This is a genomic window from Halospeciosus flavus, from assembly GCF_029814175.1.
GTDB lineage: Archaea > Halobacteriota > Halobacteria > Halobacteriales > Halobacteriaceae > Halospeciosus > Halospeciosus flavus.
In genome coordinates, this window is the sequence record NZ_CP122312.1 from 1,096,515 (window position 1) to 1,118,915 (window position 22,401).

At 60.1% G+C, this 22,401-nt stretch carries 18 protein-coding genes and 1 pseudogene; 9 read left to right on the plus strand and 10 right to left on the minus strand.

Translation table 11 applies throughout. From position 1 onward, the window contains the following. Positions 1-240: 240 nt before the first annotated feature. Together P0Y33_RS05755 and P0Y33_RS05760 are read right to left on the minus strand one after the other, a co-directional pair. Entirely contained in the window at positions 241-753 is a 513-nt protein-coding gene (locus P0Y33_RS05755) for an ABC-2 transporter permease (RefSeq protein ID WP_279529593.1), read from the minus strand. Between the two features lie 240 nt (positions 754-993). Further along, the gene (locus P0Y33_RS05760) at positions 994-1,878 is read right to left on the minus strand and encodes an IS1595 family transposase (protein WP_279529594.1); all 885 of its coding nucleotides are present in this window, start codon (positions 1,876-1,878) and stop codon (positions 994-996) included. A 92-nt stretch (positions 1,879-1,970) separates the two neighbouring features. Here P0Y33_RS05760 and P0Y33_RS05765 point away from each other — a divergent pair, with 92 nt between their 5' ends. Continuing rightward, positions 1,971-2,786 (plus strand): hypothetical protein, encoded by an 816-nt coding sequence (locus P0Y33_RS05765; protein ID WP_279529595.1) that lies wholly within the window; start codon positions 1,971-1,973, stop codon positions 2,784-2,786. 1,016 nt (positions 2,787-3,802) lie between these two features. Here the strand turns inward: P0Y33_RS05765 and P0Y33_RS05770 are convergent. The 3 genes from P0Y33_RS05770 to P0Y33_RS05780 are packed head-to-tail and all read right to left on the minus strand — an operon-like array spanning position 3,803 to position 6,646. Then, positions 3,803-4,675 (minus strand): alpha/beta fold hydrolase, encoded by an 873-nt coding sequence (locus P0Y33_RS05770; protein WP_279529596.1) that lies wholly within the window; start codon positions 4,673-4,675, stop codon positions 3,803-3,805. 4 nt (positions 4,676-4,679) lie between these two features. After that, positions 4,680-5,966: a hypothetical protein gene (locus P0Y33_RS05775; RefSeq protein WP_279529597.1), complete on the minus strand. Its 1,287-nt coding sequence runs from the start codon at positions 5,964-5,966 to the stop codon at positions 4,680-4,682. Between the two features lie 2 nt (positions 5,967-5,968). Further along, complete coding sequence (locus P0Y33_RS05780) at positions 5,969-6,646, minus strand: hypothetical protein (RefSeq protein ID WP_279529598.1); 678 nt, start codon at positions 6,644-6,646, stop codon at positions 5,969-5,971. Positions 6,647-6,829: 183 nt separating this feature from the next. Here P0Y33_RS05780 and P0Y33_RS05785 point away from each other — a divergent pair, with 183 nt between their 5' ends. Then, positions 6,830-7,729, plus strand: coding sequence for a hypothetical protein (locus tag P0Y33_RS05785; RefSeq protein ID WP_279529599.1), 900 nt, complete (start codon positions 6,830-6,832; stop codon positions 7,727-7,729). Positions 7,730-7,815: 86 nt separating this feature from the next. On the opposite strand, the gene P0Y33_RS05790 is transcribed toward P0Y33_RS05785, so the two are convergent. Beyond that, positions 7,816-8,634: a basic amino acid ABC transporter substrate-binding protein gene (locus P0Y33_RS05790; protein ID WP_279529600.1), complete on the minus strand. Its 819-nt coding sequence runs from the start codon at positions 8,632-8,634 to the stop codon at positions 7,816-7,818. 143 nt (positions 8,635-8,777) lie between these two features. Between P0Y33_RS05790 and P0Y33_RS05795 the strand changes: the two genes are divergently transcribed. Together P0Y33_RS05795 and P0Y33_RS05800 are read left to right on the plus strand one after the other, a co-directional pair. Beyond that, complete coding sequence (locus tag P0Y33_RS05795; RefSeq protein ID WP_279529601.1) at positions 8,778-10,106, plus strand: M14 family zinc carboxypeptidase; 1,329 nt, start codon at positions 8,778-8,780, stop codon at positions 10,104-10,106. Further along, on the plus strand, positions 10,103-11,428 hold the full coding sequence (locus P0Y33_RS05800) for a S8 family peptidase (protein ID WP_279529602.1): 1,326 nt from the start codon (positions 10,103-10,105) through the stop codon (positions 11,426-11,428). Before P0Y33_RS05795 ends, P0Y33_RS05800 begins: the two co-directional genes overlap by 4 nt. Positions 11,429-11,449: 21 nt before the next feature. Here P0Y33_RS05800 and P0Y33_RS05805 read toward each other — a convergent pair whose 3' ends face one another. Beyond that, a complete protein-coding gene (locus P0Y33_RS05805) occupies positions 11,450-11,941 on the minus strand; it encodes a twin-arginine translocation signal domain-containing protein (protein WP_279529603.1) in 492 nt (163 codons plus the stop codon). A 352-nt stretch (positions 11,942-12,293) separates the two neighbouring features. Between P0Y33_RS05805 and P0Y33_RS05810 the strand changes: the two genes are divergently transcribed. Both P0Y33_RS05810 and P0Y33_RS05815 read left to right on the plus strand, forming a co-directional pair. Then, positions 12,294-12,680, plus strand: coding sequence for a DoxX family protein (locus P0Y33_RS05810; protein WP_279529604.1), 387 nt, complete (start codon positions 12,294-12,296; stop codon positions 12,678-12,680). A 299-nt stretch (positions 12,681-12,979) separates the two neighbouring features. Then, positions 12,980-13,492, plus strand: coding sequence for a winged helix-turn-helix domain-containing protein (locus tag P0Y33_RS05815; protein WP_279529605.1), 513 nt, complete (start codon positions 12,980-12,982; stop codon positions 13,490-13,492). Between the two features lie 165 nt (positions 13,493-13,657). Here the strand turns inward: P0Y33_RS05815 and P0Y33_RS05820 are convergent, their stop codons facing one another. Continuing rightward, positions 13,658-14,782 carry an NAD(P)-dependent alcohol dehydrogenase gene (locus tag P0Y33_RS05820; RefSeq protein ID WP_279529606.1) on the minus strand — a complete coding sequence of 375 codons (1,125 nt, stop codon included), beginning with the start codon at positions 14,780-14,782 and terminating at the stop codon, positions 13,658-13,660. 185 nt (positions 14,783-14,967) lie between these two features. On the opposite strand from P0Y33_RS05820, the gene P0Y33_RS05825 reads away from it, so the two are divergent. The 3 genes and pseudogenes from P0Y33_RS05825 to P0Y33_RS05835 form a co-directional block, all read left to right on the plus strand. Further along, positions 14,968-15,273, plus strand: coding sequence for a putative quinol monooxygenase (locus P0Y33_RS05825; RefSeq protein ID WP_279529607.1), 306 nt, complete (start codon positions 14,968-14,970; stop codon positions 15,271-15,273). A 372-nt stretch (positions 15,274-15,645) separates the two neighbouring features. Next, complete coding sequence (locus tag P0Y33_RS05830) at positions 15,646-18,945, plus strand: glucodextranase DOMON-like domain-containing protein (RefSeq protein WP_279529608.1); 3,300 nt, start codon at positions 15,646-15,648, stop codon at positions 18,943-18,945. A gap of 358 nt (positions 18,946-19,303) precedes the next feature. Further along, positions 19,304-19,762: pseudogene (locus tag P0Y33_RS05835) on the plus strand (hypothetical protein); the annotation flags it as partial. 81 nt (positions 19,763-19,843) lie between these two features. On the opposite strand, the gene P0Y33_RS05840 reads toward P0Y33_RS05835, so the two are convergent. Next, complete coding sequence (locus P0Y33_RS05840; RefSeq protein WP_279529609.1) at positions 19,844-20,404, minus strand: metal-dependent hydrolase; 561 nt, start codon at positions 20,402-20,404, stop codon at positions 19,844-19,846. A gap of 930 nt (positions 20,405-21,334) precedes the next feature. Then, positions 21,335-22,225, minus strand: a complete 891-nt coding sequence (locus P0Y33_RS05845; RefSeq protein WP_279529610.1) for a hypothetical protein — start codon at positions 22,223-22,225, stop codon at positions 21,335-21,337. Positions 22,226-22,401: the final 176 nt, after the last annotated feature.

Consider the following 22,401-nt stretch of genomic DNA (forward strand, 5'->3'; position numbering starts at 1 on the left):
TGGGACTCTCGGTGCAGTTCTGCCCGCGCCGTCGAGATGGGGCGGCTCGTGGTCGAGATACGCCGAAGAAGACGGAATTTGTGACCGGGCCAGCGATGTCCACTCACTGCCACCGGTAGCGAGAAAACACACGGGTCCCTCTTGTGGTTGTCCCTTGTGGCGGCGCTTTCTGGGAGCAATTTCCTCGCCGTCGAATCGGTACGGTCAGCGATGTCTGTCGTCGACGGCGAACTTCCGTGGCTACGGTGACTTCTCCAACTCGAAGCCGCGCTTCTCGAAGGCTTTGCAGGCCCGTTCGTAGGTCTCTTCTCCATTCTCTGTGTAGAGGGAGGGGAGGTTCACTCGGCGCTTGTGGGTCGAGCTATCGTCGCGGTAGTGGATAACGAGTCGCGGGCGCGTGAGTCCCTTCGACCCGCAAGTGGCTGTAACCACCTCGATCGCTTCGAGGGAAATGCGGTCGGGTGAACGAAAGCCCCGCACGTAGTTCAGTAGCCAGAGGGCTCCGAGGAGTCCGACTACGGCGGCGAGGAGGAACACATCTCGGCTTCGAACTTCCGTAATCCCCCACCAGAGAGCGTACAGGAGTGCGAAGGCGTAGCCGATGAACATCACCTTCAGCCACCAAACCTCACTTTGCCAGTAGTCGTCGTAGAGCGAACGAACATATCCAGTCAGGGACTCGTCGAAGTGGACGGCCGCATCAGTGAAGCGCGCGACGCCACGCTTCGTCTCGAAGGACTCGATGGAGGGCATGTCCACAGCCTGCTGTTGCACTTACAAAGTACTACCGTGGCAGGTTCGTCCACCTTGCGTGGAAAGCGGCGAACGAATCGCCGGTTGAGGCCCTTCGCGGCTGACGCTGAATCGGCGACGTCTCAACCGCTCAGCCGTTTCAGGTGTCAATCAAATCATCTATTTCCATGCCTATTATAGCACTCGAGTCGGGTTGGCTGTATATCAATGAGCGCTCATGGGAAGCACGTTGTTGGTGTGTTAGAGAACGGTTCGGACGATTTCTTTGAGAGCCTCTCGACCTGGTTTGCGGAAGATTCGTCGCCGGAGCCGGAATGCTCTGAGATAGGGCGTCAGCTTGTCTTTTGAGACGCCTCGATGCGGCGAGAGCCACCGTCGCGTCAGCGACGCGTGGCTCTCGCAGGTGTTCACGTGTGCGTCTTCATCGACGTATTCACCCTCACCGTGAATCACCGCTTCTCGCTGGAAATTCTCGTCGTCTTCGAGTGGATCGTATGCTCGAAATCCGTCGGTGTAGACGGTGAGCGACTCCTCCTCGCGGTCGCCGAGGAGGAGTCGCACGGTTGATTCGTCAGCGGATTTCGCTGGCACGACGTATCGCTGATCGCTGCCACGATCAACGAGTGTGAACACCGGTGGCTTGTCTTCGACGTAGCTTCCACGACCACGTTTCGAGAGGCCACGCGAGCGCGACTCCTGGTCGCGCTCGCGGCCTTTCAGCCCTGCAGTAACGTACACTTCATCGATTTCGACTGGGCCAACGAGATCGATAGCTGGCGCGTCGAGCGTTCTGGCGAACTGCTCGACGCGCCGCCGAAGCGACCGGTAGGAGACGTCGAGTTCAGCGTCTAGTTGACGAATACTCGTGTTGAACCGGAGTAACGTGTAGAACGCGAAGAAGAGCTTGTCAAGGCCGATCTTCGCGTGCGCGAAGATCGTGCCGGTCTTGGGGTTGAACGTGCGGTCGCAATCCTTACAGAGATACCGTTGATACTGTCGATAGCTGCCGTGTTTGATCACTGACTCAGACCGGCAGCGCGGGCAGTAGAGGCCATCACGCCAGCGAACCTGCTCCAGCAGGTTCGCGGCGCTCGCCTCTGAGTTCAGCAATTCAACTGGGAACATTGCATCGGGTGACGCGTTCGCGTCACCCTTGCCCGCTACGCTTCAACAGCGCCAGCTCTACTCAACCAACAACCTGCTTCCGAAGAGCGTCAATGAGTGAGTGGCACGAACGCATGGAGACCGGGACGGAGATTCTCCGCGAACAGGAAATCCGGCTTCCACTTCCCGATATTGAGGCTGAACGGACTTGCCACGAGAATATGATGCGGATTGCGGCCGCCGGCGAGCGCAAAAGCAGACTCCTCGATGACCCGGATGTCCCACTCACAGAGGTCTACGAGGATGAGATTGAGGATATGCAGCAGAGCTTCATCCACCGGTTGCAACAGGTCGCCGGGGAGAACTACCACGACGTCGCGACTGCATACCTCAGCGGGGAGCGAGACGACTGGATTGGCGCTCTTGCAGCCTACTATCTCGAGTGCTACTATCGCTTGCAGGAACGCTATACCGTCGACGAGCAGTACTTCTTCCTACTCATTCTTCGATACCCGGATAGCTTCACGATCAACCTCAGTTTCCTCACTGGCGACCTTACCGCCGACGCAGTCCGCTACGAATCGACGACACACCTGGAGGACGATCTCGACGACGACAACTTGGAACACTACTACGACGACGCCCAGTACTCACAGCACGAAGCTGCCCAGTACCTCCGAGAGCAAATCGATTGCATTCGGGACGCGTTTCCAAATCCGGCTACATCGTCGCCTGAAGAGCGGCAGTACGGTGGCTTCATCCACATTACCGGGAGGGACGGACCAGTGTTCGCCGAGCTCCTTGACTCGGTCGATCCGGATCCCGGCCGGTTCGACGACGTGGCTATAGCTCCGGGCTTGGTTCCAGAGGGCCCGGAAGCTAAGCGAGCCAAGCGAGAGTTCTTCACCGACGTCGAAGTCGTCGTGTGAAGTTCGTGTTCGCCGTCGAGAGAAGCTCGAGGGATGCTCTGGACGTGGGGTCGGCGCGGTGGCCGCTTCGCCACTCACTGGTGTCAGACGATTCCGAACTATTCTCCACGAAAGTATGCTCACTCTCTGTTTGAGTTGGTCCGGTCAACACTGCTGCATCGACTTCGTCCAGTGATCGACACTCCCGCTGTTGAGCAGTGAGAACCGTACTCCGATACAGTTCTCATCTCCGTCGACGGCGGCCGTCGTATCCACCTCGTAGGTTTCTCCATCTACAGACGGAGCAGGGCGAGTGCCTCGGGGTCGTCCGGAAATCGAAGATTTCCGTGATGACGAGAGACTTCGTCTCTCGAACCACTTGACCCCGAGGGTGAAGCCCGTCGAAGAATTCATCAAACCACGTTACGTAGCAAGATGCAACGGCCAGAACACAACCCTCAAAGTATGGCGTTGAAGACCTCAATGCCTTCGCTGGTCGTTCGGGAGTATGGAAATGCGGCTCCTCTCAAAACCCGCTACGGCGGTGAGACGGGAGTTGTCGGGGGCTGGTGGAGGCCCCGACCCTCACGGACACAGCGAGTGTTCGGGTGTTAATTCCAGCCGACCGCGCAAGCGGAAGGTCGAGGGGAATTAAATTCGCCTGTGGGCGCGGTGCGACCCAAAACGGCGAAGCCTCGGGGCTTGTCCCCGAGGTACTTCACTGTTGCACGGACGACGTACTGCCCGGCCCCATCAACAGGGTTGTCCACGTGGACATTCGCCGTGTCTGGTTCTGTTCCCAATTCGTAGGTGTCAGAGAAAACTTGCTCACTATCGTCCTCGACGACCACGTCAACCTCGTACGGGCCATCTCGATCGTTCAGGAGCCAAATCCACGCGAGCCGTGGTTTCGCCGGCTGTGGAGAAGCAAACCCGAGGCAGCCTGCACTGGCGACCACCGTGCAAGCCGAAAGAAGAGCTTGGCGACGCTTCATGTCTCACTCCCGAGGTGCGGTCGGCAAGTATCTTGTGCGCATCTATCGATCCACGCTAGAGCCTGTCGGGCGGCCATAGTCTTGCGCTGCTGTGAGCACGTCGCGCATGCTTCGGAGGAGCGTCCGCAGGTGGTCCGCGCCATCGAGGACTTGGAGGTCTGCTCTGGGGAGGTGTGCTTCGAGTCGACGAGCTCCCGCAATCGGGACGTTCGTGTCCGCATCGCCGTGCCAGAGGGACACGTCGACGTCGATCGCGTCAAGGGAGATGTCCCAGTCAGTGGCTGTGTTGTGGAACTCGGTTACGGCGCCAGACTGCGATTGGGCGAACGCTTCGATAAAGTCGGCTTTTACGACTTCTGCGACGGTATCCGGGATTGGGTCTTCGATACTGTCCGCGGTGTACTGCGCGACGACGAACGATGGATCGAGACGCGCTGCAAGCCACGCCTGTCCGCGAAACAGCCCGCGAAGGAGGGTCGGCGTCGTGGTCGCGAGGCCTGCGAGGAGTCGTTGGACCATCGGCGTGCTGTCCCGAACGCGTGGTGGGACCACGCCGGCGATGCTGTCGACCCGGTCGATTCGATGGGGATGTGTCGCTGCAGTCGCCAGCGCGTGTGCGCTCCCGCCCGAGAACGCGATGAGTGGAGCTGTTTGGATGTTGGCGTCGTCGAGGAGTGTACTCACGTACGCACCGGCGTCGCGGACGGTGCGGGTCGGCCACGGTGACGAGTAGCCGTATCCAGGTCGGTCGAAGGCCAGAAGCCGGACGCCAGACTCCTGGGCGGCTGTATCGAAGAGCGCGCCCAGTTTGCGTGACCCCGGAGTGCCGTGGAAGAACACGGCTGGATCGCCATCGGGATCGCCATACTCCGTATACGCGAGGTGGTGGTCCTCGTCGACTGACACAGTCTGCATGGCCTTAGTTGAGGGCATCGAGGACCTGTTGGCAGGCGGTCGAGACGTTTTGGGCCCGTGCAGTCGCCGTGATGTACTGTCGAAGCGGGTCGTAAAGCCGGGCCGCTCGGACCTCTCCGTTGTGGCGAGCGAGCGATTTGTCGGCGTAGGCGACAGACATCGCTGCGTCCGCGAGTACTGGTCGAGCGAGGGCTGGTCGTGGGCTCTCCTTGAGGGCAGTCCGAATCGACGCCAGTGCTTGGTCGCGTATCTCGCGAACGTCCGAGGCGTTCTGGATGCGGTAGGCGTCTGTGTCCTTCTCGAGGTTGGTACGGACCTGCTCGTAGGCCGCGAAATTCGTGAATCCCTCGACGGCAGTCGTGACCGCACGAGCTGGGCCAATCGGCTCGGCGACGTCTCGGGCACTCGAGTCGGCCCTGTCCCGAAGTCGGTAGCTAACCCGCGGACCGGGACCCTCGTTGTATTCGTTCGGTTCTGGTGGGAGGGCTGTACGCTTCTGCTGGAGTTGGGCTGCCAGTGTCTCGGCCGCCGTCGTGAGTGTGTCTTTGACGTTGCTGGCACCCTTCGGGAGCGAGGCGGTATACTGGTCGTACAGGTATTGTGTGTCGTCAGTACGTGCACGCGCAGACTCCGCGTGTTCGCCCCACTCGGCGACGGTCAAGAGTGGACTGGACTCGTAGACGTGTGGCTCCGAGTAGTCGAGGACGATCTCGAGATTTCGTTCGAGGTGGGAATAGACGAGGGCCGCACGAACTGGGTCGTCGCCGCGATACTCGATGGACTGCTCGAGTGAGCGGGCATCGGAGACGGCTTGCTCGTACTCTGACTGGAGTTCCGATTCCGTTCGGTCGTGTTCGACGTAGGCCCATCCCGCCGCGACGTATCGAGCGTTCTCGCGTGCGTGGGAGAGGTGTTGGAGGGCCATGAATCGAGATTGGGCCGAGCGAGCATTGTGGCTGTAGGTCGTCGCCTCATCGGCTGCGCCAAGGAGGTGTTCTCGAATCACCCCATTCGGGATTTGGGCTTGACTGAGTGGGATGGGGACTCGTTCGAGGAGATCGGACACACGGTTCAGGCGTTTGTGTAGGAGGGCCTGTTCGATGGCCACCGGGAGTGTCCTGACGACGATTGGCTCTGACGCGTTGTCGTCAGTGATGTCGTGTAGCCGGTACATCGAGACGGTCGGCTTGGAGTCTCCGGTGAGTCCATCGAGGCTGCTGCAGCCTGCAAGGGCGGTCCCACCGACTGCTGCGAGGAAGCCGCGTCGCGTCGGCGACGAGCTGTCGGTCATCGCTAGGCACCCCCGTGGGACGAACCGGTGGTTGACTCACTGCTGGATCCGGAGCCCTCGGCGCCGATACCGGGACTGTCGCATTCTCCACCACTAATGCTCGACGCAAAGGAGTCGATTGCGTCGGCGTCGAGTGAGACCGGGAGGCGGAAGAGTCGGGACTCGAAGACCGGATTATCGACTGCACAACGCTCGTCGTACGGTCGGAGTTGGCGGGCGTAGTCGGTCTCGATTCTGTCCGGCCGCCAAGCGATCTGGCAGAGGTGCAGCCGATAGCACTCCTGGACCAGATTTGTCTCCAGGAATAGTGTCTCGCTGTCGAAATCGGTCTGTGCGACGAATTCGGAGACGGTCTCCTCGTTGTCGGCAGTGAGGCCGTCCGCTTTCGACTGTGTGCTGATGACCAAATTCTGCGTCCGGTAGGAGAGTCGGTCGCCTTCGGATCCATCCATTTCCCGTTCGAAGTTGGGTGATCGGATCGGCGGGATCTCCGAGTCAGCACGGAGCAACACGGTGGGCGGGTCCGTGGCCGAATCGGCCGTATGTTGGCTCATCCCGCCGTTCTCGTCGACGGATCGGGAGGACTGTGCAGAGTTGCCGGTTAGTTGGTTGCAGCCGGCGAGGCCACTGAGGCCAGCAACGGCTACGTGGAGGAGGTGGCGGCGTGTGAAGGGGACCATGGCTTCCCCTGTAAGTGTGTAAACCGGGGCCAAAGAGCTTACGTCCTGATGAATGGTTGATGGGTTCAGTCCGATCGTTTTGGCTGACTGAGTGGAAACAATCAATGCGGGAGGGTTTCAACACCAGTATGACCCGCTATGCTCTCCACTCGACGCCGTGCCCTCCAAGCAGGCGGTGCAACGATGCTGACAGCACTCGCCGGCTGTACGACAGATTCCGTCCTCAGTAGTGGGAAGTCGACCACCGAGTACAGTCTCTCCATCGACTCCATCGAGGCCTCCCCAGTCGACCACGCACTCTACAGGCCGGGTGATGGGGAACTGTTCGGTAAGCCTGCTCGGACGGCCCTCGACGCGATTCTCCCGGACGGACGACACACGACGTATGGCTACATGCCGCTCCCGAGTGACGCCTACGTGACTCGCGAAGGGACCTACTACCAGACGAAGCACGTCGTTACCGGGCGAAAGCGGATGGAACGCCACCTCGTCCGTGTCGATCCGGTTCCCAAAGAGGAGGTGCCCTCGGATGCCGTCCTGATCGATACGCTCGAACAGCCGAGTGCGCGGGCGCTCAAGATCCTCCACAGCCATGCTCAGACTGGTGGCGAGACGAGTACCTCAGAGTTGCTCCGTGGGGACACCTATGTCTTGCGTCGCCCAGCAGAGCTCGACAGTCGGCTCGTGACCGGCGATCTCGACGGGCGGGTCGTCACGATGACCGAGAGTGGGACGTGGGCCTACCGTGTCCGGGTGTCTCGCGAGCCAATCGTCGAGACGGCATATACGGCACTCGCCGTCGAGGTGGCTGACTCACGAGCGCGATTCCGTGAGGTGGTCTTCGGGTCGCGCATCGACGCCGAGCTTGCGCCCGCCGAATTGCCGACGGATGCCCAGGCCATTCTCGAGAACGCGATCGGACAGGAAACGTATACGGAGACGGCGCCGATTTCCGACGGGTTCGATACGCTTCTCGAAGCCCTCGGTCTCGGTGCGGTCGACAGGGCGGCGAACGGGAAGCTCCTCTGGTACGATGGGCAACTCTACCGGTACAGTCTCTATATCGATCTGCCGTCGTCGTAGTCCAGCTACGCTCTCATCAGGACTGGCTCGAGGCGGGAGCCATACTGAAAAACGGAGTGTGAAGGGATAGGACTAGATGGGAGCAGCTACTGGTTGGAGGAGCCGAACCACTTGTTGCGGATCTCCTCGTAGCGACCGGAGTCGCGGACGGCCGCCAGCCCCTCGTTCAGGGCCGACTGGAGATCGTCGTCGCCGTTGCGGATGCCGAAGCCGTAGCGCTCGCCCGTCTCGTGGGTGAACGCGATCTCGACTGGCCGCTGGTCGGCGAACGTCTGGGCGACCGGGACGTCGAGGATGACCGCGTCGATGTTCCCGTTCTGGAGGTCCTGGACCGCGAAGACGTAGCTGTCGTAGGAGTTGTAGTTCGACTCCTTGAGCGTCCCCTCCTTGATGAGTTCCTTCGCGATGTTCTCGCCGGTCGTCCCGGACTGGGAACCGACCTTGTGCCCGGAGAGGTCCGAGAGCTTCGAGGGTGAGAAGCTCCCGTCCTCACGGACGAGGATCGCCTGGTCGGCGTTGTAGTAGGGGTTGGTGAAGTCGATCGTCTGCTCGCGCTTGTCGGTGATGGTCATCGCGGCGGCGATGACGTCGATCTTGTTCGACGTGAGCGAGGGCACGAGGGAGTCGAAGGCGAACTCCTGCCACTCACCGAGTTGGTACCCCTCCGCCTCGGCGACGACCGCCGAGAGCAGGTCGATGTCGAAGCCGACGAGTTCGTCGCCCTCCTTCATCTCGAACGGCGGGAAACCCGGCGCCGTACCGGGGGTGATGGTCGTCGCCGTCTCGGTCGTGGTTCCAGTTCCGGTCGTGGTCGTGCCCTCGCCGCCGCCGTTACCGGAACATCCGGCGAGCGTGAGAGCGACTGCACTGCCACCGACCGACTTCAGGTACGTACGTCGTTCCATGGATACTCATGGATAGAATACGGCTTAAGAGTACCTTTTTAGTAATACATGTATTATCGGTTAATTATAAGGTGGGTGTCTGAGAAAGACAGTTGGGGTATAGTAACGGTCCCCACGACATTCGAACTAACAACCAACTAATCATGCAACGAAGACATTTCCTGAAAACGACCGGTATCGCATCGCTTGGTCTGACTGCCGCGGGCTCGGTTAGCGCAAATCCTGACGGGGATACCTACCGTCCAGGTGGACCAAAGCAAGGTAGCGCCAATTCGATCAACCTGAACGCGTTCCACACGAACGAGGAACTCACGAAGGCTCTCACGAAAGTCGAGCAACGTAGTGGCCGTGTCTCGCTCGAAGAGATTGCTCGCTCCGCAGGTCGAAACGACCCTGTTTGGGAGGTAAAAGTCGGCAATGGCGACACGAAGGTTCACCTCATCACTCAAATTCACGGCGATGAGCCGACCGGGACCGAGGTTGCACTCAAGGTCATCAAGCAACTGGGCCTGAGTGACTCGAAGCAGGTCGACCATATTCTCGACAATCTCTCATTCACTATCATCCCACGGGTGAACCCCTACGGGGCGATGTACCACTACGACTACAATGGCGATGGGTCAGAAGAGTGGATCGCCCGTCGACAAAACACGCAGGCATGGGAGGAGGGCGACTCTCGATACGAACCGTATTATCACTACGACAGTCCGGGAGGTGACCCGGGCTATGACATGAATCGTGACTTCAACGTCCGACCACCTTCGGAGTTCAACCCACGGACAGACGACGAAGCGAGTTGGTGGGGCGAGGACGAGGAGGCTATGCATATGCCCTACGAAGGCCATACACTCTTCGCGAGTGGTCTTCGGCTGGCTCCCGAAATCCGGGGTGTGACCGAGTCCTTTAACGAGACGGATCCCGATTACGCCATTACCCACCACCACAAGGGTGGCAACCTCTATCCGGGCAGCGGTGACGGAAACAAGCCGGCAAAGCAGACCCTACTGAGCGTGATGGCGTCGTATGGCGAGTCCTATCTCGACCGCTCGCCGTTCTTCCCGGACGACCACACGCCTGTTTCGCAGGCAGTCAACCCATTCCTGGATGAGGAGACGAGTACGCGCTCGATCAAACTGAACTCTCTCGTGATTGAGGCACTCGCCGAGCGAGGGAACAGTGTCTTCGATAGCGTCACTCGATACGGCTACTACCCGCTATGGGGCTCGTATCTCGACGGGATGTGCCCGAACTTCGCGAACGGCGGCGATAGTGTCCCGGGGATGCTCTACGAGACAGCCTACCAGACTGACGACCTCGGGCAGAAGGCACTCGGACGGATGCTCCAGCTCACGTCAGTCGGGTTCCTCGAGTCGTTCGAAGCACTGGCCGACGACCCCAGTCTCGGCGACACGAGTGTCGAGACCTACTTCGACACTCCCCTGTACGGCGAGGGGATTCAGAGGCGACGATGACCCAAGATCGTCGACGATTCCTGAAGGCGACCGGTACGGGATTGGGAGCACTCGCCCTCGGTTCGACAGCCGTTAGTGCTGAGTCGACCCGCCGATTCATCGTCGACAGACAAAGTCTCCGCAGTGAGCGCGACGTCGAGGTCGTTCACGAACTGGATGAGGTCGGTCTTCTCGTCGTCCGTGCAACGGAAGACGTACTCGTCGGTGCGCGATACGTGCCCGACAGGCAGTATTCGCCCAGACTCCCGCATACAGGTTCCCGGTCGTCGCGTGTTGAATACCCGCCCGAGGGCGACGACTTGTACGCCTATCAGTGGGACAAACAAGACCAGCAAATCCCGGCGACCCACGAGGTCACTCGCGGTGAGGGAACTCGTGTCGCAATTATCGACTCCGGGATCGGTGCGGGCCATCCCGATCTGGAGCACGCTGTGAATGCTGACCTCTCGAAGAACTTCACGCCAGACCCACACGGGGCACCGGGTCCTTTCGGCGGAGCACACGGAACACATGTGGCTGGAAGCGTTGCAGCGAACGATCAGAATGGATCCGGCGTCATCGGTTCCGCACCGGCGACCGAACTCGTCGACCTACGTGTGTTCTCTGAAACACACTCTGCCGGGTTTTCAGCGTGGCTGGGCGACGTCCTCGCCGCGATCGTTTACAGCGCCAATATCGGGGCCGATGCTGCAAACCTGAGTCTCGGATGGACATTCCGGTTCCGCGATGGCTGGGGTGAATTCTGGGGCGAAGCGATGCAGCGGACGACGACCTACGCGAATCGGCAGGGGACCGTCCTCACCCACGCGTGTGGCAATTGGGGCGGCACACTCCAATTCGACAAAGATCAGCGTGACTCCTCTGAAACTGCAGGCGGCCTCACTGTGAGCGCAACCGGCCCGATCGGGTTCAAGTGGGGGGCTGAAGGGACTGAAAAGCCAGCCTATACGCCCGCGTACTACACGAACTACGGCACGAACGCCGTCGACATCGGGGCACCCGGAGGCAACTTTGCTGTCGATGCACCCGAGAGTAGTGGCAACCGCTACTACGACCTCGTGTTGAACACCGTCGCCGAGCCCGAATTCAGTGAGGACGGCGAGTATCAGGGCGCGACGTACGGCTACGACTGGTACGCCGGGACGTCGATGGCTGCCCCACAAGTTGCCGGCGCTACTGCGCTGGTCAAGAGTGTCAATCCCAGTTATAACGCGAACCAGCTCAAGAGCACTCTCAAACGCGTTGCATCGGTTCCCGACGAGTACAACAAGAAGTACTACGGGTCCGGCTACTTGGATACCTACAGTGCAGTCGTCGAGTAGCTCTCTGAGCTACGCTATTTTTCAGTTCGTGGTCGTTTCGGTCTGCTGTGCTGCCTGCGCTTTCGCCTGCTGGAACGTTTGGGCTGGGAGCAGTCCGTTGACTTCGCTAAAGGAGAGTGAGTTGATCAGCTCCGCCGAGGCGCCGGTGACGAGGAGGACGCCGAGTTGCTTGATCGAGTTATCGATGGAGAGACTCGATTTTGAGCTTGCACGCGCGGTAAAGGTGTTCACGGCTTCTGCGCGGAGTTTCTGCTGAGCCGTCTGGAACTGTTTGCGGGCCTCGCTCCGGGTGATGTTGCCCGCTTTGTACTCGGAGGAAATCTCCTGTTGGCGCTGTCGGAGCTTCTGCTGGTCGGCGTTGACCGCGACGGTTACAGTCGGTTCACTCCCCGACGACTCGCCGTCGTCGGTTGGCTGGGTGTTGTTCTGCATCGAACTACAGCCAGCGAGTGCCGCCGCCGTGCCTGTCCCCGCTAGGCCGAGAAATTCACGTCGTTCCGTATTGAACTCCATTCTTCAAAACATACTGGACAGCTCGGTTAACAGTGGCGACTTGCCACTGGCTGTCGTAGTTCTGCCCAAGTTTACACTCGGATGCCCCCTCCCCCTCGGTTTCCCGATTGCCAGCGGCGACGGGATGGAGGGCGAGGCCGTTCACGTCGCGAAACGAAAATCTGGCTGACTCGACGTCGGGTATAGAGCGCTCATCGGTGAATGAGTCTTCTTGAGTGGGTCATCGTGTGTTCCTGTTTCAGCACTTCTGGGAGATTGCTCGCGAGGAGTGTGTTCAGGATTTCCTGAAACGGCGTATCCGGCGATAAGTGGCCCCACAGGTATTTTGAGGATGACTCCGGAAGGGGTCCGTATGTCCGACTCAACAGAGAGTGGTGCCTCGCTCTCACGTATCGGCCGTATCGCGCTCGGTCTCGGCCTCGCACTTCAGGCCACAGAGGACTTCCGCGATCTCGAGGACGCTATCGACTACGCTGACTCGGAGGGTGTCCCGATGCCCTCCGTGCTGGCGCCACTCGCGTCCGGGACGATGGTCTGTGCGGGACTCGGCATTGCGCTCTGGCGGCTGCCGAAGCTCGCGACCGCGGCTGCCGCGACCTTCCTCACCGTTGTGTCGACGACGATGCACGACTTCTGGAACAACGAGCCCGGTGAGCGCAGTGGCGACCGTCTTGCCTTCTTCGGGAATATCGCGATGCTCGGCGGCGTCCTCATCGCACTTCGTGAGGCTTGGCGGTAACCCCGGGAGTTGAGAGTCTGATCGCGAATCTCGACGCCGAGACCTACACAACCGTCGACTGGGAACACGACGGTGCGCGCGAATCGTGGACGAAGGGCTTGACCGATACGCTACTGCACTCGCGGATGCGGTCACAGTTCCTCAGCCACTCGACTCGCGGAGACAGGGAACGTCACGCCACAGCGGTTCGGACGCACCACGAGTAGGGAGCAGGTAGCCTGACAACGCTTCTGTACAAATACTGCTGTTAGATTAGTTCCCTCAGAAATTATTCGTCTCTGGCCTGCGTAACACCCAGTATGACCGAGACGTGGGACGACGTCAACGAGCAGGTCAAAGCAGACTGGAAAGACGACACCATACCGTTCGAGCGGGTGTACGAAGTCGTTGAACAAACCCACGACGGGCAGTCGGCAGCCGAGATCGCCGACCGCGCCCTTGTGAGCGAGCCGACGGCACGTCGACACTGCAAATCCCTCGTGAACACCGGGTTCGCCGAGACGGAGCAAGACGGCCAAACGACGCTGTACAAGCGCAACAGCGATCGGATCTTGATGTCGCGAATCCGCGAGCTGCGTGAGGAAGCCGATCGGCCGGAGTTGCTTGACAGCATTGAGGAGATGAAGGCCGAGATTCGGCGCTACGAGGATCGCTACGACGTGATGTCACCGGAGGAACTCGCCCAGCAACTCGACGCCGACGAGACGGAGGGCTGGGACGACCTCACCACGTGGCGTACGACGCGGCAGAATCTCGCCGTCGCCCAAGCCGCACTCGCCTACGACGAGGCCCGCCACCAGCTCTCGATATGAGCGATGACGACCGCGCCGGCGAATTTGAGCCGATTTGTCAGCTACCCACGACTAAAATCGTGGGTTTCCGCCTTGATCTTCTATGAATTCGGGTCATTAGTGACATCCTCTCCTGCCTGAAGACGTGAAAATCCCGAGCGGCGAGAGTTTCAGGTTTGGAGTCGCCTACGCCTCGTCGTGGTCCATCCGGAGAATCGGCTTGATGGTCTCGCCGGCCTCGGAATCCGCGACCGCCTGCTCGATGTCCGCGAAGTCGTAGTAGGTGACGAGTTCGTCGAAGGGGAACTCTCCCTGCTGGTAGAGGTCGATCAACGTTGGGATAAACTGTGTGGGCTGTGCGTCCCCCTCGACGATGCCGACGATCTCCCGGCCGTTAATCAGGAGGTCGTTGATGTCGTAGCTGGCCTCGCTTCCGAGAGGCGGTGCACCGACGATGCCTGTCGTGCCGCGCTGGGTGAGGACGTCGACCGCTTGCTCGGCGACGTCGGGCACGCCAGTTGTCTCGAGGGCGTACTGTACACCGCCGTCGGTCTGTTCACGGATTGTCTCGACGACGTCATCCACATTGTTCGGATCAATTGCTGCGGTGGCGCCGAGTTCGAGTGCCTTCTCGCGACGGCTGTCTTTGAGGTCGACGGCGATGATGTCCGTACACCCCTCAACGTTCGCGGCCATGACGGCCGAGAGGCCGACCGACCCGGCGCCGAAGACCGCGATCGATGAGCCTGCCTCTGGATCGAGGACGTTGATGACGGCACCCGCCCCAGTCTGGATCCCGCAGCCAAGCGGTCCAAGCAGTTCGAGTGGGACGTCTTCGTACTCGTTGACCGGGACGACGTTGCGCTCGGTTGCGATTGCATAGGTCCCGAACGAGGATTGCCCGAAGAATCGGCCGTGGACCGCCTCGCCGTCGCGCGACAGCGGCGTCGTCCCGTCTTCGGGTCGCACCCCACCGAAGTTGTACGCGAAGAAGTCCTCGCAGTAGGCCGGGTGGCCATCGTTGCAGTTGCGGCAGTCGTCGTCGTAGTCGAAGCTCATCACGACCCGGTCGCCCGGTTCGACGCCGGTGACGTTCTCGCCGACGTCTTCGACGACGCCCGATCCCTCGTGGCCGAGGACGATCGGGAGTGGCGCAGGATAGTTTTGGTCTCGAACGGTGAGGTCGGTGTGGCACACGCCGACGCCGGCGACGCGAACAAGGACCTCGTTGGGTCGGGGGTCGTCGATCTCGAGTGTCTCGACCTCGAAGGCCCCACCCTCTTCATTGATGACGGCTGCATCAATCTCCATGTCGAGTGAATATGTTTCTCGGGTGAACAATGAATGTTTGCAGGGTGGTGGCTAGCTCTCGTGGCTATTCTTAGTTCCATTTTCACGAAGCGCTGTTTCATGCCCTCCCGTTCATCGAGGGGAAAATCTCCCAGTCCCGTACAATTATCCGCCTCGCTAAACCCCTTGAAACTGGAACAGATCCCATGATCGTACTCCACGCAGCCTTCCCGATTCAGCCGGACAAACGCGAGACGGCCCTCAACCTTGCAGCCGATCTCGTCGAGCAGTCGAACGAAGAGCCCGGGATGATCGAGTATCGAGCGACGACCGACATCCAGGACGAGAACACGATTCGGTTCTTCGAGCAGTACGAAGACGTCGAGGCGTTCGAACACCACACGCAGACAGCACACTTCCAGGAGTTCGAGGAACAACTTCCTGACCTTCTCGCCGGCGAGCCCGAGGTCCTCCGGTTCGACGTGAGTGAGGCGACTGAAGTCGAGCTCTAGTTCGGGGGAAGGACTCGCGGTGGGAATTGCTGGCCCGTCGTTTGCCGCTGCTCGGCGTCGAGGATTTTCGGCGACGTGTCCCTGTTGATGGGGTGGCCCCATCCTCGAAAACGAGAAGACAACATGGGGATTCGGAGTGTTCCTTTCGCACTGTGGATCGCCGTTCCGTGGACATGCACTGGGTAGCCCTCGTTGGCTGAATGGTCACTAACCGCCATCGATCTCTTTCACACTACTATCACGACTATAGCCACTCTCGACGACGAACGTTCCCCTATCGAAGCAACCACTGTCTCGCCCTCTTGGGTAGGTCATAATTATTCACTCGCAATTGCGAAAGAGTTAATGTCACACTCTAAAGACTGGCGTTCAATGCCACAGCACACACGACGGACATTGCTGAAAACGATCGGTGCCACCGCTGCCCTCGGCGCAGCCGGGACGGACGTTGCGGCCGCAGTCGGCGCACCGAGTGGTGGAGATAGTGGATATTGGACGACTGGCGAGCAGTACGGGTTTGGGACTGTTCAGGATCACGCGGAGTCGGATCCATCCCGTGTCTGGTACGCGCTGACTGAGGGTGCGCTCACGCAGGTCCGCTTTCCCCGTGCCGACTTAGCGAACGTCCGGACGCTCGATTTCCTCGTCGTCGACTCGAAGTCCGGATATACAGCACGAACACACGAGGTCGATCGAACCGACACAGATCCAGTCGAGCGATCCGTCGAACCGAGTGCGGACGACGCGCTCCTCTTCGAGCAGACCGCCCGCGATCCCGACCGCGGCTGGCAGCTGACTGTCGAGTACGCTGCAGATCCTGATGGTGACGCCATTCTTGCTGACGTCTCGTTTAACGGCCGTGGCAACCGCTATGACGTCTACGCGATTCTCGACCCAGCGTGTTCGAATTCCGCGATGGGTGATGCGGCACAAGTCGTACGTACCGACGGCGTACACGGCACGACCGGCAAGGGCCACGAACAGTCGAACGGAAAGGGCCACACGAAAAACGGCCCTCGAAACGTACTCACTGCACGGGACACTGGTGCGAACGACGACGATGCAGTAATTCTCGACGACGAGGGCAACCCCTACAATGTCGCGCTCGCACTCGACTCGCGGACGGGCTTCGAGTGGGCGACAGTCGACGTGGTCGACGGTGACGTGATCTCGTCGCTCCTCGAGACCGGCCAGGTATCGACGACCCATACTCAGTCCTCTGGGAACGTCGCGCTGGTCGGTCGACTCGGATCCGGGGTCTCGAACGTCACCGATACGCTTGCACTCGGGTTCGCAACGGAGAGCGACCAGACTCGTGCACGAGAGCAGGCGGCGAGTGCCCTTCAGCGTTCGTTCGGATACGTTCGCAGTCGCTACGCGAAGACGTGGCGCAAGTACCTCGACGCCCTCGATATTCCGGACTCGGTTCGCGGCGACGATGTACTGGAGTCGCAGTACAAGATGGCCGCCATGGTGCTGAAAGGCGTCGAATCGAAGCAGTACCCCGGCGCGGGAATCGCCAGTCCCTCGGTGCCGTGGGGTGAAGCGGTGCAGGCAAACAAGCCACAGGACTACGGGTATAACTACGTCTGGTCGCGTGACCTCTATCAAGCGTATACGGCACTGGAGGCGATGGGAGACGTTCATTCCGCGAAGGCGGCGACCGAGTATCTCTATACGGTCCAACAACGCGAGAATGGCTTCCTCCCGCAGAACACCTATCTCGATGGGCGGACTCGCTGGGGCGGCGAGCAGATGGACAACATCTCCTTCCCCGCGATCATGGCCTATCAGCTGAAGCGACGCCACGGGCTTGGCTTCGATGACGTCGACTACGACTACGAGCACGTCCAGCGCTCGGCCGACTACGTCGTGGCGAATGGGCCCGAAACGGCTCAGGAACGCTGGGAGGAGGAATCGGGGCTCTCGCCGTCGACTATCGCCGCAGAGATTTCCGGGCTCACCGCTGCGGCGAGCCTGGCCGCCGACGAGGGAGAGCGCACTGACGCCCTCGTCTATCTCGCGCTCGCGGACCACTGGCAGCGCCATACCGAGGAGTGGATGGCGACCGAAACCGGGACCGACGCCCACACGAACACGCCCTATTACTTCCGAATCAACGACGATCGCGACCCCGATGATGGGGCGTCGCTGAGCCTCAACAACGGTGGGCCGACACTCGATGAGCGGAACGTCATCGACGCTGGCTTCCTCGAACTCGTTCGGCTGGGCGTCAAGCCTGCAGACAATCCCGTCATTCAGAATTCCGTCGAGGTCGTCGACGAGACGATTCGTGTCGAGACGCCCTCGGGTCCGGCGTTTTACCGATACAATGGAGACGGCTACGGTGAGCAAGGCCAGAATCCGGATGATGCATATCCGGCTGGAGCGCCCTGGTCCCTCGACAATGCAGGCCAGGGCCGACTCTGGCCCATCTTCAGTGGTGAACGCGCCGAGTACGAATTACTCGCCGATGGGGCCCTTGAGCCGGCTACGCTTCTCCGGGCGATGGCTGGGTTCGCCAATTCCGGGTTGATGATCCCCGAGCAGGTCTGGGACCGTGAGGACCCGACTGCGTATGGGTGGGCATTCGGTGAAGGCACTGGGTCGGCAACGCCGCTGACCTGGAGTATGGCGCAGTTTATCCGCCTCGCTCACTCGCTTGACGTTGATGCGCCAGTCGAACAGCCTGCGGTGACCAGCCAGCGGTACGCTTCGGGTGACCTCCCTGAGGGCCCGACGCTCGACGTCGAGTTCCCGCCCGCGATCGTTAGCGAGCAGACGGTGACTGTCTCGGTATCGACCAGTGGGTCCGAGGTCGTCGTCAAGACGCCAGTCGAGACTGTTCACACGTCGGTCGATGGGGCTGGTGAATTTGCCGTGGAGGTGGACGTCACTGATGGGGAATCCCGCATCACTGTTGTCGCGTCCGATGGTGGTGACGTGACCACCGCTGGGACAGCGGTTGAGCGAAAGTCCGTTGCCTACCTCGATCTCGGGACGGAGGTGGCGACGTGGGAGGATCCTGCAGGCGACGACCACGGTCCTGGTGAGTATGTCTATCCCACCGCAGACGTGTTCGTCGACGGCGCCTTCGACTTCACTTCATTCGGCGTCTACGAGACCGAGTCGACCTACCAGTTCGTCACGCGAATCGCTGGTGAGTTGCTGAACCCGTGGGGTGGAAATGGACTCTCCATCCAGACGCTCCAGGTCTACTTCTGCGATCCTGATGCGAGCAATGGCACGACGCAGGCGCGTACAGATGTGAACGTCACCTTCGAGAAGCCCTACCAGCAGCGCCTCTTCGTTGAGGGATTCATCAGCCCACGTGTCGAGGCCGCTGACGGGAGTGTCGTCTCGACGGACGTGACGCTTGAGGCTTACCAGACGATCGATGCGTTCGTCGTCGAGGTTCCGAAGAGTGTCCTCGGTGACTTAGCTGGGAGCGAGCTCGTCCCGCTCCTCCTCTGTCAGGATGGGTATAGTGATGGCCGCATCCGAGACGTGAAGAAAGAGGTCGGTGGCTGGCACTTCGGCGGTGGCCGGGATGACGACATGGACCCGAACGTTATCGATCTCGTGACGCCCGACGGTATCTCGAACGCTGACGCACTCGCGTATTCAGCGAGAGAGCAGGCAACAGTCCCGTATCTCTCCATCGAGGAGTAGGCCATTTCGGGAGTCGGGGGCTGATTTTCTCTATTTTTGGCGGAATGATTGCGGTCCCAGTCGGAGAACTGGACACGTCGCGCTCTCTGGTCTCGATAGGGTGGTCGCTGTTTCAGTGGGTGACTTTCGCGTGAGTATCTCGTCGGCGTGACTCCGGGCAAAGGAGGCGCTGGCTGGGGCCGGTCTGGATGGATAGTGGAGGACTGGACAGAGGAGACTCTTTTCGAGAATTTTCGACAGCTCGAAGCTATGCAGACGCCCGTTGCTGACGGCTGCAGGCCATCAACCGCCGTGAATCTGTGATATCTTTACGCTCAACGCACCTGACGACATCTTCGACTTACTCCTCGAACACACGGACGTACCCGTCGTTAAGACCGGCGTTTCGGAAGCGGAGATGATTAAGTACGCGAACAACGCCTTCCTCGCGACGAAGGTCTCGCTCATCAACGAACTCGGGAACATCTGTAAGGAGTTCGGCATCGACGCCTACGAGGTCGCCGAGGCGATCGGTCTTGACGACCGGATCGGCGAGCGGTTCCTTCGAAGTGCCGTGTTGAATAGCGGCCTCTGAGCGGAGAAAGGGCCATCCCGATTTTGGCGCATCTATGGAGACGGTCTCACAAGACCACTTAGGCCGAGAGTTGCTACGGAAGCACCGCTATTCAACAGAGCACTTCGAAGCGGCGTCGGATGGGGCGGGAGTTGCTTCCCGAAAGATGTGGCCGCCATCATCGGCGCCACGAAGGACCAAGGTTACGAGCCGAGTCTCTTGAAGACCGCCGTCGAAGTGAACGACAAGCAACCCCAGCGGCTCTCGTGATCTCTCACGTCTCATTAGGATTCACGGAGGATCTTGTGGATGTGCAGCACTTTCTACGACGTCGCGATTGCGAAGTTAATTCCTAACCATTCCCAACGCTGCGCGCATAGTTACTTCCGAGATCTGATACAGCTCGACGGCGGCGCGTCCGGCAAAGACGACGCCAACAATTGCGAGCAGACCCAGCGTCTGCAACCCGAGATCGGGCGATGAGTAAATCCGGACCACGCGTAGCCACGGCGCCGCGGGATCACCATAGCGCGGCGCCTGCGTAATCGGCCAGAGGAGATACCCCGGAAGGCCCGAAACACCTTGCTCGAGCAATTGCTGATGGGCGTCGACGAGGGGGTGGGACAGTGCGGCTGTCAAGAAGGCGAGTGCCTCCAGTCGCCACTCGGAGGGCGTATAGACGTAGAGGAAGAGCCCGACTACGCCGAGCACGAAGAGTGAATATGCGACCGAGCGGCCACTCGGGATCAACCCCATGTACGCGAGAGGTTTATCGATGAGGTCGGGAAACTGACTCCCCAGGAGGGCCGCGGCGGCGCCGCCGACAGTGAGCGATCGCCAATCCCTGGGGAGTTGGACACCCGCGTACGCGAGGAGTCCGATTGCGGCATGGGCGAGGGGGAGCATATCCCGAATAACGTCCGGGGGATGGACAATGTCTGTGGCCACGCGGCCAACAGAAACAATACGGAGGGGTGTCGCGACGTCGCGACTCGTGGTCTCCCTTGACCAGATCTACTGACCTCTCGAAGACGATAGGCGGCGAACCCGACATAGGCAAAGCGTGAACACACGCTCGACGTCGACACCACAGAGATCCGTCTGAGAGACGAGTAAACGACCACGGGTCAGGTGACCCGTGGAACTCTCGCTGTTTTCTTCAGACAATCAGGAATCGTTCGATACGGCTCCCGATCTCCATAGGTTGCCGCTTGCCAATCTACTGACTGTCCATCCTCGAGAGTACCAATAGCCCCTTCTCAGTCAGTCCATAGATTGCGTCGTGCCCCGAAAGAGATGTGCGAGAGCGCGGAATCAGGAGCGACATGGCTGGTCAGCACCCCACTTTCCGTGGATGGCTATGGACGCGACGTCGAACGGCCGATCTCGGGCGTGAGCTGCCGGGATACAGCGAGGCCCGAACGGTGGCGTCGTCGACTACTCCGTTCTCGAGACGCTCCATAGATTGCCCCGAATCGCACTACGGCAGCAATCTATGGAGATTTTTCGCCGGGTAACTGTCTACATCGAGAGTGGTTTGTGCCGACGGCGAATCCCCGTGTCTGCGTCGTTCGACGCCTCAAGACGGCGATCTCGGGGCTGTTTCGTGTGGCGTGAATCCATCGCGACGACCCGTTTGGGGGCGACATCGGCGACGTCACAGCGTTCCTTTCGGAGCGCTAAGCAACCTATGGACTGATTGAGAAGCCACAAAACGGTTCATACGCTGCTCTCGACGGCGCGATTGCCGTCGTTCGATATATGGACGCGATGGTCGACGGCGCGATATCCTGGCTGGGACAAACCATGCATTCTCTCTGCACAAGAAGGATGCTCTCACTCAGAACGCACGTATCGACCGAGCGTCACCCACGTGTACGTCGAAATGAATCCCATCGCGAAGCCAGCGAAGTGCAAATAGATATTGACGACGCTAGAGTGGTACACTGGATCAGCCGGGAATGCAGCCAAGACAAAGCCAGCCGAGAGAAGTATCCCGCCGGCGAGTAACTCGACGTAGCCAGGATGATCGAGGATCTGCTTCGAGCCAACGATCAAGAACTCGATCGACAGGAGAATCTCGATCCAGTAGAAGAGCGCGATGAGCGCCGACGCACCCAGAAAGACGAACCCGACTGTCGTCTCGGCATACATCGCACCGACGAACGTCGTGGTGGCGAAGAAGAACCCGGGTGCGTTCTCTACATCGAAGCGATCGGTCACGTAGTTCCGGATATAGACCGAGATCTCGACGATGCCGTATCCAAGGAGAGCCATATTGAGTCCGGAGAACCCTAGGACGATTCCCGGAAGGTCGAGCACTAAGTCGAGATACGACAGTGGCACCGGGAAGACCAGAAGTATCCCCATCACGACTGTCTGGAAGCGCCTGCGGGTTCCGTTGATGACGGCCAGTAGATAGACGACACTCGCTAGCAAGAGATAGCCAGCAACGTTCGAGAGAAGGTGCAACCACGTCAGGTGAACGTAATTGGCCGAGAAGGCAGTACGGAGCGACGGCTGTGCTGGGTCAAAGACCAGCGTATAGCGCAGTGCCGTCGGCAACGAAAATACCCACACAAGGAGTACCGCCGGTCCGATCAGCAAGACGAGGTCGACGGCACGAACCCGCTCCTGGATGGTCTCGCGGAACGGTGGTGGGATTGACCGTGAGTCAGCGAGAGCGCCCTCCCCCTGGGAATCACCCGCTCGATTTGGTCCGTTCACAGACAGTTCCCCTCCGTAGATGTACGCTTCCCGCAATGACTAGAGACAGCCCATACTGAAAGTAGCAAGCCATTCCTATCCCATGTTCGACACAAATGAATTTGTGTGGATAACTCCTGAAAAGAGAGGAGTGGCGTCGCCGTTTACGGTCGCTACCGACGTGACTGGGAAGGGAC